Raw genomic sequence first — 13,906 nt, forward strand, 5'->3', positions numbered from 1 at the left:
TCGGTCGTTTCGTCAGTCGTCGGACAGAATCGCTGCTCCGCTTCCGCCGTCGCTGATACCGGTACCGGGACCGATCTCGATTTCGAGGTCGTCGAGTTTCTCGTCGGGGACGACGCCGTCAACCCAGCCGCGGTGGTCGTAGTACTCGTCTTTCATCTCCTCGAGTTCGCAGTACTCGCCCTCCGAAGCGCCCTGACCCGGCGTCTCGCCTTCTTCGAGGAACACCTCGGGCAGCGAGTCGTCGTCGCCGTCGAAGCCGACGAGGTTGTTGTAGTAGCGCTCGAGGTTATAGATTCGTTCGCCGCACTCGAGCAGGTCTTCCTCGGTGTACTCTAGCCCGGTCATCCCGTTGAACTGGGTAACGTACTCTTCGATGCCTTCGGCGAACGCGTTGAACTTGCAGATGTCGAACGAGTCGCTGATCGCGTGGAGGTCCTGGAACTGAGCGGTGAGTTCGCCTTTCCCTTCGTACTCGTAGGGATCGACCTTCTCGGGGATGCCCAGGATCTCCGCGGCGGGCGTGTAGCCCCGCAGGTGACAAGCTCCGCGGTTCGAGGTCGCGTAGCCGATCCCCATCCCCTTCATACAGCGGGGGTCGTACGCGGCGATGGACTGGCCTTTCACGTCGAGTCGGCAGTCGTGAGCGTCGATTTCGTCGGCCATCCGCGCTTGGCCTCGCGCAAGGAGGTCGGCGAGGTCGTCCTCGCGACGAGCGACCCGTTTGATCATCTCGATCATCGTCTCTGCATCGCCCCAGTCGAGTCCGTCGTCTACGTCGTCGAGATAGCCCTTTTCGGTCGCGTCCATAGCCATCGCCATGATGTTGCCTATCTCGATGGTGTCGAGGCCCATGTCGTTACAGCGATCGATCATCACGGCGATCCTGTCTCGATCGTCGTTGGCGGAGTTCGTCCCGAGCGCCCAGGCGGACTCGTACTCGAAGGACTCCATCCGGACGTTCAGCTCTTCTCCCTTGTGCATCACGTCGACTTCGACCTCCTTCTTGCAGGCGACCGGGCAGGAGTGACAGGTGGGTTCGTCGACGAGGATATTCTCGCGGACGTTCTCGCCGCTGATACGCTCGGCGTCGAGATCCTTCGGTCGGTCCGTCTCGTGGTCGTTGTACGAGATCGCGGAGGTGTATCGGCCGTTCTTGGTCGGATGGCCATCCATCTCTTCAGTGAGGTTCATGAGGACGTTGGTCCCGTACATCGAGAGACCACCCTCGTTGGGCGCAGTGACGTCCGACTCGGTGATCGCCTTCATCGCCTGTTGGTGTCCCTCGCGGAACGTTTCCGAATCCGCGGGCTGTGGCATCTCGGTACTCGACTTGATGACGATCGCCTTCAGCCGTTTGTTGCCCATCACGCAACCGGTACCACCGCGACCAGAGGCTCGGTCGTCTTCGTTCATGATACAGGCGTATCGGACCTCGTTCTCGCCCCCGGGACCGATCGCCATGATCGAGAGATTCTTGCCATAGGCGCCCTCGACCTCGTCCTCGATCGTTTCGCAGGTCTCGTGGACTCCTTTCCCCCAGAGGTGGGAGGCGTCTCGGAGCTCGATCGTGCCGTCTTCGATGTAGGCGTAGACGGGGTCGTCGGCCTGCCCTTCGAACAGAAGCCCGTCGAAGCCGGCCCACTTCAGGCGAGCGCCCGACCAGCCGCCGTGGTGACTGTCGGTAACGGTACCGGTCAGGGGCGACTTCGTACAGACGGCGATTCGGCCGCTCATCGTCACCTGCGTCCCCGACAGTGGGCCGTTCATGAACGCCAGTAGATTGTCGGGACCGAGCGGATCGACGTCCGGTCCCTGTTCGAAGACGTATTTCACACCGAGGCCGCGCGCTCCGATGTACTTCTTCGCGTCCTCCTCGTCGATCCCTTCGTACGCGATGTTGTCGTTTCCGAGATCGATCCGTGCAACGTGATCCTGAAAGCCGCCGATATCAGTCATTGTCGTGATATGCGAGGGGAGTCAGCTCTTCTTGATAAGAATCTGTCCAGTGCTCTGCACGAGAACGGTGTAGCCGTAGTAGGAGAAGGTGATACACCCGGCCTTACCGGCGTTCCCGTCGGTGGATTCAAATGCCGAATCGATCGCCTCTGGATTAATACTGCCGCTCAGCGGCGGGAGATCCTCCGGATGCTCGTTTTCGTACTCCGCAATCGCCTGCACGATACGATCACTCGCCCACTCCTCCCCGGACCAGTCGTGGTGTAAGTGATGCGTCGGTCGGTCGGCCGCCGAGTCTACGGCACTACTCATAGGTTAATGATTGACAATCACCAAAATGATCTTTAATGAGTAATATTCCTACTCTTTAAATACCCTCTATATGATGGAGTCCGTTCCGCCTACCGCTGTATGGTGGTGATTCGTGGGCCGCTCGAACTCTATCGAATCAGTAATGTATAAGTGGAGTTATACACTCACTCGACGGTCATTATTGGTTAGTCGGGATGGCAAAACAAAACTATTATGAGTTTTATAAACATCGCAATTTGGGCATTTGGGGCTTTAAAGGGGCATATTACGCCAATCCCTATTAGAAACACTCTTTACATTTACTATAGAATATGATGTGTGGCTAAAGTTATATGACAGAGAACAAGTATTATTGGGGCCGTCAGTCGAGATCTTCGTCCATCAACGTCGCGGAGATCAGGTTCCGCATCCCGCGTCGAAGCCGACCGCTCATCGCGGTCGAGGAGACGCCGACTTCGTCGGCAACACCGCTGAGGGCCGTGTCTCGTGGCTCGTTGAAATATCCGCACTTGTACGCCGTTTGCAGTGCTTCGATCTGTTCGTCCGTCAGTCCGAACAAAACGTCCTCTTTGGCCCCCGTGCTCCCGTGTATCTCGATGATTTCGAACATCATCCCACACTCTTCGGCAAACTTCCAGATCGTATTGAGCGCTTCTCGGTCCGGGAGCTGTAACTGGACAAACCATCCGCGGCGTCTGGTTTCCGTCCGTAACATGAACCCGTTCACTTCCGTGAGGATCGGACTCAGTAATATCGTTCCGTCCGGATGTTCGATATAGTAGATGAACGTGTCGTCGTTCGCATCGATGAGTTCGTAACTGTCGACGGTCGGATCAGAATCGAGGTGACGCTCCAGTTCGTCGCGGTCGTCGTACCTGATGAGAAACGGAAAAACGTCCGAATCCGGGTCGGTGTTCGCCTGCGTTATTACTTCGATCTCGATACCATCTACACTCCGTAATGTCGGGACCAGAGCGAGTTCGTCGTGTTCGGCGTAGGCTTTTACGGTGATAGGCATCTCTTCAGTAGTGGTCCGTCTTAGTTACCGAGCGGTCTCGATCGTCGGTTCGATATCGACTCGCCGATCGCGTATCGTCCGTCTGCACGGTACTCTCTCGTTGCTTCGGGCAGCATATAAGAGTATGCTCGAGTCAGTCGGATAACGGTTCGCGGCGGCGACACAGCGGGAAGAAAATAAATGGTGTTCCACACACGCAATATATACGATGGCGAACGACACCGGAGGCTGTAAGATCGATCGGGTTGCCCGAGAGCGGAAACTCGACGACCTCGATCAGCGACTCCTCGAGCGCCGGGACGCGGGAGCCAGTCTCCGCGACCTCGAAACGTATCACAATCGGCAAGTGCTCGAAGCGGCGGTGAACGAATCGGACATGGAGACGCTGGAGGGTGAAGTCGAGAACCTCTACCGCCTGCTTACCGACGATGACGTGAGCGTCGGAACGCGAGTCGAAGCGCGGTCTCGACTCGAACGGAACGGCATCGATCCGGACGCAGTCACGGACGACTTCGTTAGTTACCAGACCGTTCGGACGCATCTCAACGACTGTCTCGACGTCGACACCGAGCGAACCACGCGAATCGATCGGACCAACGCAAAGAACGTCGTCTTCAAATTACTGTCCCGAACCGAGTCGATCACCATGCGAACGATCGATCGACTCCGCTCGAGCGGTCTCCTAACGATCGGCGACCCGGAAGTCACGCTGAGTCTGCGCGTCGCATGTACGGAATGCGGTGAGGAGTACACGTTTGCCCGCCTCGTGGATCGGGGACGCTGTTCGTGCCGAGAGGACGGTCGAACCGCTGTTCGGGACGATGAGACCGACGCGTGATCGTCGTGCGGCATCACGAGTACGGAGCGGGTTTCGACGTCGGCGGTCGGCCGACGATAGCGGATCGTTGTACATACGGTTCTCCGCTATCGTGAACGTATTATTCGGCCAAACGATTATATAGGATACGGTCATCATCTACCGTCGCGCGGCCTAATCAACCCGCTGTGCCCTACCGATGCATCGGTCGTTCGCCCATCCATGTTTGTAAACAGCCCTGAATCGGAGTCGGAAAGCGAGTTCGAGGAATTACACATCACCGTCCAGAACGTTGGTGGAATTACCGACGGCGAACTGACGCTCTCACCTGGAGTGACGCTGCTCTCGGGGGAGAATGCATCGAACAAGTCGTCGTTCCTTCGCGGACTGGCTGCCGTACTCGGCGGACCCACGCCGCCGATAAAGAGCGACGCAGATCGCGGACGTGTGACACTTCGAACGGACGAGAACGAGTACTTCCTGGAGTTGTCGAACGAAAACGGCGATCCGATCGTCACCGACGCGGAGCGGTTCTCCGATCGGACTGACCTCTGTGAACTGTTCGTTGCACTTGGAGAAACGAATCCGATCAGGCAGCGACTCCTCACGGACGGGGACCTGTACGAACTCCTGATGCGGCCCGTCGATACCGCGGAAATCGAGGCCGATATCGAGCGGCTGAAAGAGCGAAAGGATCGGCTCGACGAGCGACTCGTGGAGTTAGATCGGTCCGAGGACCGACTCCCGACGCTGCGGACGCGAGCGACGACCCTGCGCGAGGACCGCGAGGAGATCGAGACGGCCCTCCGCGAGAAGCGCGAGGCGATCGACGAGCGGGACGCGGAGACCGACGGCAACGACGTCCTCGACGACCTCAAGGAGAAGCGATCGGAGCGCGAGTCCGTTCGCGATCGGATCGAAACGCAACGAGAGGCGATCCGCTCGCTGGAGGACGAGCTCGAGGCTGTCCGCGAGCAGCGCGACGAACCTGGAACGGCGGAGTCGTCGCGGGACGTCGATGCGATCGAGAGCGAAATCGAGGGCCTCCACCATCAGAAACAGCAGTTGACGAGTACGATCAACGCGTTGAGCCCGATCGTCGAGATGAACGACCAGCTGCTGGACGACGAGCGAGAGATCCCCGAGGAGATGAAATCGGACGAGATCGTCGCCGAACTCGATCCCGCGTCGCGGACGATCACCTGTTGGACGTGTGGTTCCACCGTCGAACGGGAAGAGATCGCCGAGCAAGTGCGGGTGGTCCAGGAGATCATCCGAGAAAAGCGACAGCAACGCGAAACGATCACAGAGCGGATACGATCGCTCGAGGAGGAGAAACGCCAGCTCGAACGACAGCGTGACGACCGCGAGCGACTCGCCGAGAAAGAGCGGTCGATCGAAGCCGAGATCGACCGGCGAGAAGAAACGCTGAGCGAGCTACGGGACGAGAAAGCGGCGCTCGATGACGAGATCGAATCGCTTCAAGCGGACGCCGAAACGCTCGACGAACGGGACGACGAACTGCTCGAACTCCATGGCGAGGTGAGCGACCTCGAGTACGAACGCGGGCAGCTCGAGAACGAGTTGACCGAACTCGAACGGGAGATCGAGGAGCTCGAGGCGGAACTCGAGAACCGCGACGATCTCGAGGCGGAGCGCGAGTCGGTCGCGACGCGGCTGCGAGAGCAGCGAGAGCAGATCGAGACGCTCGAGCGCGACCTCGTCACGACGTTCAACGAATCGATGCAGCAGGTCCTCGACGTACTGGACTACGAGAACGTCGAGCGCGTCTGGATCGAACGGCTCGCGGGAGATGGTGACGCACCGTCGGCGACCGACTTCGAGTTGCATATCGTTCGCTCGAACGAGAGCGGCGCCGCGTACGAAGACACGGTCGACAGCCTGAGCAAGAGCGAGCGCGAGGTGATCGGGCTCGTCGTCGCCTTCGCGGGCTATCTCGTTCACGACGTCGCGAGCGAACTACCGGTGGTCGTCATCGACGCCGTCGAAATGCTCGACGCGGACCGGATCCGCGGTCTGCTGGACTACTTCGAGGATCACACCGAGTACGTCGTCGCCGCCGTCCTTCCCGAGGAGGCGAGGGAACTCGAGGAGACGTATCCGACGATATCGACCGCTACCTTCGCTGCCCGTTCGTGATCGTGTTCACGTAAGCTTACTTCTGCTTCCGGCTTCAGCTGCGAGGGCTAGTATCGAGCGTCCGCCGTGCGGACCGTCCGAACCGCGGCGACGTTTTCGGGGACGTCGTGAACCCTGACGATGTCGGCGCCGCGTTCGGCTGCCATGGTCGTCACCGCGAGCGTTGGCGGTAATCGCTCGCCGGACGGGCAGCCGACGCGGTCGAACATCGATTTCCGGGAGTGGCCCACCATGACCGGACACCCCAGCGCGCGCAACTCGTCGGTCCTGGCGGCCAACTCGAAGCTCTCGGCGGGGTCCTTTCCGAAGCCGAGTCCGGGGTCGACGACGATCTGATCCCGGTCGAGTCCCGCGCGTTCCGCGAGTAACACCGTCTCCGAGAGTTCGTGCAGGACGTCTTCGACGACGTCGTCGTAGGTGGCGGTTCGGTCGGGATCGACGGGCGTCTCGAGGCTGTGCATGACGACGAGCGACGCGTCGTGGTCGGCCGCGACGAAGCGCATCTCCGGATCCTCGAGTCCGGAGACGTCGTTGACGATGTCTGCGCCTGCCTCGAGGGCGGCGTCGGCGACCGCGGCTTTCCGCGTGTCGACCGAGATCGGGACGTCCAGGTCCTCGATGCGTTCGATGACCGGGACGACGCGGTCGATTTCCTCGGCGACCGAGACCGGCTCGGCGCCGGGGCGGGTGCTCTCACCGCCGATATCGACGATATCCGCGCCGGCGGCGACCATCTCTCGGGCTCGCCGGACCGCGTCCGGCACGCGGTCGTACTCTCCTCCGTCGTAGAAACTGTCTGGCGTGACGTTCAGGATGCCCATGACTGCGGGGGTTTGATCCCACGGATACCGATCGCGATCGGCTCGGTCGTCGACGCGATCGTCGATCGTTTGCCGGAGCTGGGCGGCGACGTGGGCGAGTCCGCGGTCGGCGTCGGTCAGTTCCGCAAGCAGGTCCCGGAACTGCGACGACGTCCCGGAGAGGACCGTCGCGACGCGGCGACCGGCCGTCTCGGCGTCCGAACGGACGCACGTTCCGCCGATCGCCTCGAACGCCCGTTCGACGCGCTCGGCCTGCGGACCGCGCAGATAGGTCTTGATCGTTCGATGGACGGTCTCGTCCGCGACGGACTCGGCAGTCTCCGCGTCGACGGCCGCGCTTGTGAGGACGTTCCGCGCCTGCTCCGTCGCGGCCGTTCGCTTCGGGATCTGAAGCCGCGTCCACCGGTCGCGCGCTTCGGCGACTGCGTATAGCGAGCCGGTGACGAGGACGCAGTCGTCTTCGTCGGCCGCCGACAGCGCCCGCTCGGTCGCCTCGAGAACGGACCCGGCGCGGTCGATCGTCGCCGCCCGATCGTCGAACGCGGATGCAAGGGCGGCCGTATCCTCGGCACGAGGCACGTCCGGTTCACAGAGGTAGAGCGCATCCGGGGACGGCAACGCCGTCGCCATGCCCCGGTGGTCTTTCTCCCGCATCGCGCCGAAGACGAGATGGAGGTCGTCGAACGAGTATCGGTCGACGAGCGAGGCGAGCGTCTCGCAGGCGCCCGGATTGTGCGCGCCGTCGAGGATCGCGAGCGGCGCCGTCGACATGACTTCGAACCGGCCTGGCCAGTAGGCGTCGCGGAGACCGCGCGCGATCGATTCCGGATCGACGCCGGCGACCTGATCGGCCAGCGTCGCCGCGACACCGGCGTTGGTCGCCTGATGGGAGCCCACGAGCGGCAGCCGCGTCTCGAGCGACCACTTCGGTCCCGCGATCGAAACCTCGCTCTCGATCGGCGATGCCAGCCCGTGCTCGCGGGTGATCACGTCCGCATCGTCGCTTCCAACGGTAATCACGTCCGTCTCCGAACGGATCGCCTCGAGGGCCGCCTCCGACGCGCCGGTCACCAGCGGCGCATCAGCTGGCGCGACCTGCGCCTTGTCGCGGGCGATCTCCTCGATCGTGTCGCCGAGGATGTCGGTGTGTTCCAGCGAGACGCTGGTCACGGCGCTCGCGACGGGATCGACGGCGCTCGTCGCGTCGTATCGGCCGCCGATGCCGACCTCGAGGACGGCGACGTCGACGTCCTCGGCGGCGAAGTGGTGGAGCGCAAGCGCTGTGAGAACCTCGAAGTAGGTCGGCGTGTCGTCCGCCTCGCGGAGCCGTTCGATGCAGTCGTCGATTTCGGCGACGAATTCCCGGACCCGCTGTTTCGGAATTTTCCGGCCGTTGATCTGAATCCGTTCGCGCAGATCGTTTAGATCAGGCGACGTATAGAGGCCGACATCGAGTCCGGCGTCGCGAAGAATCCGTTCGAGCATGCATCCGGTGCTTCCCTTCCCGTTCGATCCGGCGATCTGGACACAGTCGAGGTCCTCGTGCGGACGATCGAGATACGTGAGCAACGCGGCGGTCGTTTCCGTTCCGAGCTTGGGTCGACGCCGCTGTAGCGACTCGAGGTAGTCGACCGACTCGTGATACTCCATACCACACGTGCCACCGGCGACTTCATTAATGTGTCGCCGCACCGGCGCCTCCGCACGGTTTATAACGATGTGTGCCGACAGTCGGCACAATGGCTTCCGAATCGAGAGACAATCGCGCACCGGACGAGCCGTACGTGACGGAGTTCGAGGCGGCGGTGCGGTCCGTCGACGGGACCGACGTTCGGCTCGAGGAGACGTACTTCTACGCCGAAGGCGGCGGCCAACCGGCCGATCGCGGGACGCTGAACGGGATCGATGTCGTCGACGTGCAGATGCGCGACGGCGAGACCGTCCACACGCTGGCGACGGCGCCCGACTTCGAGACGGGCGACGACGTGTCCGGCTCGATCGACGAGGAGTTCCGGACCTACTGTATGCGAGCGCACACCGCCAGTCACGCGCTATACGGTGCCGGTCGCGAACTGTTCGACGACCACGGCTACGGCGGCTTCGACATCGACGCGGAGAAGGGCCGCATCGACTTCGAGACCAATCGCGACCCGGACGAGGTGAACGCGCTCACCCTCCAGCGGATGGTCAACGAGGTCGTCTGGGAGTCGAGAGACGTTTCCTGGCGGGAGATGGACGCAGCGCAGGCGCGGGACCGCGACGAGATCGTCTTCAACGAAACCGGCGCGGCCGAGACGACCGATACCGTCCGCATCGTCGAGATCGACGACTGGGACATCGCCGCCTGCGGCGGGACGCACGTCGAAAACACCGTCGAGATCGGCCCCGTCAAGGTCCTCGAGGTATCGAACCCCGGATCGGGCCTCGTACGCGTCGAGTACGCGGTCGGCCCAACCGCCGTTCGCGCGCAACTCGACGAGACGCGAGCCGCGACTCGCGCCGCCCGGACGCTGGAGACGAGCGTCGAGGAACTTCCGGAGCGAGCGACCGCCGTCGTCGAAGAGAACGCGACCCTCGAGGCGGAGGTCGACACCCTGCGCGACCGCCTGCTCGAGGAACGCCTCGAGTCGTTGGGCGACGACACCGTCTCGAAGGACGGCGAGGAGTGGATCGTCGGCGAGCTCGATATCGACGGCATCGGTCCCAACGACGTGTCAGAACGCGTACGGGCGCTCGCGGGCGATATCGGTGACGTGGTCGCGCTGACCGGCGTGAACGGAAGCGCGTTCGTGGTCGTCGGCACGACCGGCGAGACGGACGCGAGCGAACTCGTCGACGACGTCACGGCGACGTTCGGCGGCGGTGGCGGCGGCGGACCGACGTTCGCACAGGGTGGCGGTCTCGAAGACGACCCGGCCGCCGTCGTCGACTACCTCCGAACGGAGGCCTGATCTCCTTCGGCCCCGATCGGAGCCGGTTGCTGATCGATCCGAACGCTGCTTTTCAGAGTGTCTGTTTGCTGACTGGAAGAGCGGTCGGCAAACACGACGTATTCTCCCGATATCAGGAGAACCAAGGTTCATTAACGGTGATCGGGAAGAGGTGAGTGGATGTCACTAGCACAGTATGCGTCGTCCGCCGCGGCGACGGACCGGGTAGACCGATCAGTACGCGCCACCGGGATCGACCGAGCGCAGTCGACGACCGCGACCGAGGACGGGTCTCGGAGGTGGGAACGATGACCCGCGAGCGGACCGAGATCACGATCGTCGGCGACGACGACTCGGAGATCATCGCCGACGTGACGTCGTTGCTGTTCGAACGCGACGTCGACATCGTCGACCTGGATCAGGCCGTACGGGAGGGAACGTTTCGGATGGGTATGCAGGTCGACGCGTCCGAGATGTCGGTCTCGCGGGACCAACTCCGCGAGGACCTCGACGCGCTCGGCGACGAGTTCGGCGTCGACGTCACGGTGCGATTCCCGTCTAACTGCGAGGACCGGTCCATCGCCGTCCTCGTCACCAAGGAGAGCCACTGCCTGGAGGCCCTGCTCGAGCGCTGGGAGAACGACGAACTCGGTGCGGACATCGGGGTCGTCATCGGAAACCACGACACGCTCCGCCCGCTCGCGGCCGAATACGACGTTCCGTTCCACGACATCGGCGACGAGAACGGCACGCCCGACGAGGACGAACTTCTCGACCTCCTTGCGGAGTACGAGATCGACCTCATCGCGCTGGCCCGCTACATTCGGATTCTCTCGCCGGAGGTCGTCTTCCGCTACGAGGACCGCATCATCAACGTCCATCCCTCGCTGCTGCCGGCGTTCCCCGGTGCGGCCGCCTACCGGCAGGCCCTCGAGGAGGGCGTCCGGATCGCCGGCGTCACCGCCCACTACGTGACGACGGATCTCGATCAGGGGCCGATCATCACGCAACGGGCGTTCAACGTCCCCGCCGACGCGACCGAAGCGGACCTCAAGGAGCGCGGCCAGCCGCTCGAGGCGGACGCCCTCGCGGAAGCGATCCGGTTGCACCTCGAGGACGAGATCACGACTGAGGGCGGACAGACGAGAGTCGTCGATCCGAACGCGACCGACGCTCGACTCGGTGCCGCGACGGAACTGGACCAGGCGAATCCCAGCGAGCCGGTCGACAGCCGCGAGGAACTCACCGCCGAAGGCGATGACACGACGGCCGTTGCGGACGACTGATGGGTTCCGCCCCGCGATAGCGTTCTCTTCGGTTCCGTCGAACGTCCGCGAGTCACGGGACCGGTTCCGGTGTCCCCGAGACGAATCGCCATCGGATACCGTTTCGACGGTGACGGGTCTCGAGCCTCGAGCCGCGGTCGACCGGTAGATAACACTGATACCGCTGTGAAGCACGCGGGACCGATTCAACGTATACTTCGCGTATCAGTTCGTCTGAAAGCCGTCCGCGAAAGCGCGGTGAACTACCTGCTGAGAACGATCTGTTCGGGATCGAACCGGTACCAGACAGTGGATGGTCCGTACGTCGCGAACGCGCCCTTCGGCGGGCCGGACACGTGGTTCTTCGTGTGGATCTACCTCGTCGGCCCGATCACCGGCGCGGTGACGTACCGACGAATCGTACCGGCACCCGCGAGGACTCGACGGCCTGCAGACGAAGAGGTCCCGGCGAACGAGCCCGACGACGACCGACGTCTCGAGCGGCGATCGGCCGGACGCGTCAGTCGCGCGAGCCCGCCGCGATGAGTCGTCCGTCCCTGACGACGATCGCATTCGTTCTACGAATTCGAGAGACGCGAGGTCGGAGCGCAGCGATTGAACCGTCCGCATCACCCGGACACTGTCCGGCCGCGAATACGGACGCTCGAGCGGTCGCATTTCTTGGCCTCGCCGAGCCGACCGCGATCGACGGAACGAAAAGGTGGGACAGACGGATCGATTTCGGACCGGTGCTCGCCGCGGTCGCCTATTCGACGGCCGCGATCGCTTCGATCTCGATCGCCGCGCCCTTGGGGACGCGACCGACCTCGACCGCGCTCCTGGCGGGCGGCTCCTCGTCGAAGAACTCGCTGTAGACCTCGTTGAACTCCTCGAAGTCGTCGATATCGTTGAGGAAGACGGTCGTCTTGAGGACGTCGTCCATCGACAGGCCTTCCGCCTCGAGGATCGCCGCGACGTTTTCCAGACACTGCCGCGTCTGGTCGCCGACTGATTCGTCGTCTAACAGCTCGCCATCCGCCGTCAGCGGGAGCTGGCCCGCGGTGATGAGGACGTCGTCGGTTCTGGTCGCCTGACTGTACGCTCCAACGGCTGCCGGTGCGTCGTCGGTGCTAACGGTTCGCATCACACTGGCATACCAGTTCGCGTCTCTTAAATTTCGGCTCCGTTCCACGTCCGGTTAGCGGAGTTACGTTTCGTGGTGGGGTGTGTTACACGCACGCAAGATACTCACTCGCATCCGTTCCACGTAGCGTATGGCCTTCGAACAGCCACTCGACCGGATAGCGCCGAGCGTGTCCGAGTCCGTCTCGCTCGAACGCGAGCGGCAGGAATCGACCCTCGGGATGATCGCTTCGGAGAACCACGTCTCGAAAGCCGTCCTCGAGGCGCAGGGGAGCGTGTTGACGAACAAGTACGCGGAAGGATATCCCGGTAGCCGGTACTACGGCGGGTGCCAGCACGTCGATACGGTGGAGGAACTCGCCATCGAGCACGCGAAAGCACTCTTCGAGATGGACCACGCTAACGTCCAGCCGCACAGCGGGACGCAGGCGAACATGGGCGTCTACTTCGCGGTCCTCGAGCCGGGAGACACGATCCTCTCGCTGTCGCTGTCACACGGCGGCCACCTCTCGCACGGTCACAACGTGAACTTCTCGGGTCAGCTCTACGACGTCGAGCAGTACGAGGTCGACCCCGAGACGGGGTACATCGACTACGACGAGGTCGCACGACAGGCCCGCGAGATCGAGCCGGACATGATCGTCAGCGGCTCCTCGGCCTATCCGCGCGAGTTCGAGTACGACCGTATCGGCGAGATCGCGGACGCGGTCGACGCTTACCATCTCGCGGACATCGCCCACGTGACCGGCCTCATCGCGGCCGGCGTTCACTCGTCGCCGGCCGAGCACGCGGACTTCGTTACCGGGAGTACCCACAAGACGATTCGCGCCGGCCGCGGCGGACTCATCATGTGCGACGAGGAGCACGCCGACGACGTCGACTCCGCCGTGTTCCCCGGCGCGCAGGGCGGTCCGCTGATGCACAACGTCGCCGGCAAGGCGGTCGGCTTCGCAGAGGCCCGGACCGACGAGTTCGAAGCGTACGCCGAACGGATCGTCGCCGGCGCGAAGCGCCTCGGCGAGGTGTTCGACGAACGGGGGCTCTCGCTGGTCAGCGGCGGGACCGACAAACACCTCCTGCTCGTCGATCTGCGCGACTCCCACCCCGATCTGACGGGGACGGAAGCCGAGGAAGCGCTGAGCGACGTCGGCATCATCGTCAACAAGAACACCGTCCCCGGCGAGACGCGGTCGCCCATGGTGACCAGCGGGATCCGCGTCGGTACCCCCGCGCTCGCGACCCGCGGCCTCGGGGAAGCCGAGATGGAGACCGTCGCCGACCTCATCGTCGACGTGCTCGACGCGCCGGACGACGACGCGGTCGCCGATCGCGTTTCGTCGCGGGTCGACGACCTCTGCGAGGAATTCCCGATCTACGAGTGAGGCTCGCGATACCGGCGTAACGCCGACAACTGATTTCTACCGCCGACTGGCTGCATCGCGGGCTCGCCGTCGCTACTTCGTGTAGCCGTCCAGTCGACCCGA

General features: G+C 63.1%; 10 protein-coding genes. 5 read left to right on the forward strand and 5 right to left on the reverse strand.

The features are described from left to right. Positions 1–12 precede the first annotated feature (12 nt). From EH209_RS23355 to EH209_RS23365, 3 genes are all read right to left on the reverse strand, one after another. Positions 13–1,956: an aldehyde ferredoxin oxidoreductase family protein gene (locus EH209_RS23355; RefSeq protein WP_126665197.1), complete on the reverse strand. Its 1,944-nt coding sequence runs from the start codon at positions 1,954–1,956 to the stop codon at positions 13–15. 21 nt (positions 1,957–1,977) lie between these two features. After that, complete coding sequence (locus EH209_RS23360) at positions 1,978–2,268, reverse strand: HalOD1 output domain-containing protein (protein ID WP_126665198.1); 291 nt, start codon at positions 2,266–2,268, stop codon at positions 1,978–1,980. A 361-nt stretch (positions 2,269–2,629) separates the two neighbouring features. Then, positions 2,630–3,286, reverse strand: coding sequence for a helix-turn-helix domain-containing protein (locus EH209_RS23365; RefSeq protein WP_126665199.1), 657 nt, complete (start codon positions 3,284–3,286; stop codon positions 2,630–2,632). Positions 3,287–3,494: 208 nt separating this feature from the next. On the opposite strand from EH209_RS23365, the gene rdfA reads away from it, so the two are divergent. Together rdfA and EH209_RS23375 are read left to right on the forward strand one after the other, a co-directional pair. Continuing rightward, complete coding sequence (gene rdfA / locus EH209_RS23370; RefSeq protein ID WP_126665200.1) at positions 3,495–4,124, forward strand: rod-determining factor RdfA; 630 nt, start codon at positions 3,495–3,497, stop codon at positions 4,122–4,124. Between the two features lie 201 nt (positions 4,125–4,325). Continuing rightward, the gene (locus tag EH209_RS23375; protein WP_126665201.1) at positions 4,326–6,263 is read left to right on the forward strand and encodes an archaea-specific SMC-related protein; all 1,938 of its coding nucleotides are present in this window, start codon (positions 4,326–4,328) and stop codon (positions 6,261–6,263) included. A 47-nt stretch (positions 6,264–6,310) separates the two neighbouring features. On the opposite strand, the gene folP is transcribed toward EH209_RS23375, so the two are convergent. Beyond that, a complete protein-coding gene (gene folP, locus EH209_RS23380; protein ID WP_126665202.1) occupies positions 6,311–8,734 on the reverse strand; it encodes a dihydropteroate synthase in 2,424 nt (807 codons plus the stop codon). 89 nt (positions 8,735–8,823) lie between these two features. Between folP and EH209_RS23385 the strand changes: the two genes are divergently transcribed. Both EH209_RS23385 and EH209_RS23390 read left to right on the forward strand, forming a co-directional pair. Further along, entirely contained in the window at positions 8,824–10,035 is a 1,212-nt protein-coding gene (locus EH209_RS23385) for an alanyl-tRNA editing protein (protein WP_126665203.1), read from the forward strand. A 287-nt stretch (positions 10,036–10,322) separates the two neighbouring features. Next, entirely contained in the window at positions 10,323–11,300 is a 978-nt protein-coding gene (locus EH209_RS23390; RefSeq protein WP_126665204.1) for a formyltetrahydrofolate deformylase, read from the forward strand. 745 nt (positions 11,301–12,045) lie between these two features. On the opposite strand, the gene EH209_RS23395 is transcribed toward EH209_RS23390, so the two are convergent. Then, entirely contained in the window at positions 12,046–12,426 is a 381-nt protein-coding gene (locus EH209_RS23395; RefSeq protein ID WP_126665205.1) for a Rid family detoxifying hydrolase, read from the reverse strand. A gap of 127 nt (positions 12,427–12,553) precedes the next feature. Here EH209_RS23395 and EH209_RS23400 point away from each other — a divergent pair, with 127 nt between their 5' ends. Then, positions 12,554–13,804, forward strand: a complete 1,251-nt coding sequence (locus tag EH209_RS23400; protein ID WP_126665206.1) for a serine hydroxymethyltransferase — start codon at positions 12,554–12,556, stop codon at positions 13,802–13,804. Positions 13,805–13,906: the final 102 nt, after the last annotated feature.

The organism is Haloterrigena salifodinae, assembly GCF_003977755.1.
Classification (GTDB): domain Archaea; phylum Halobacteriota; class Halobacteria; order Halobacteriales; family Natrialbaceae; genus Haloterrigena; species Haloterrigena salifodinae.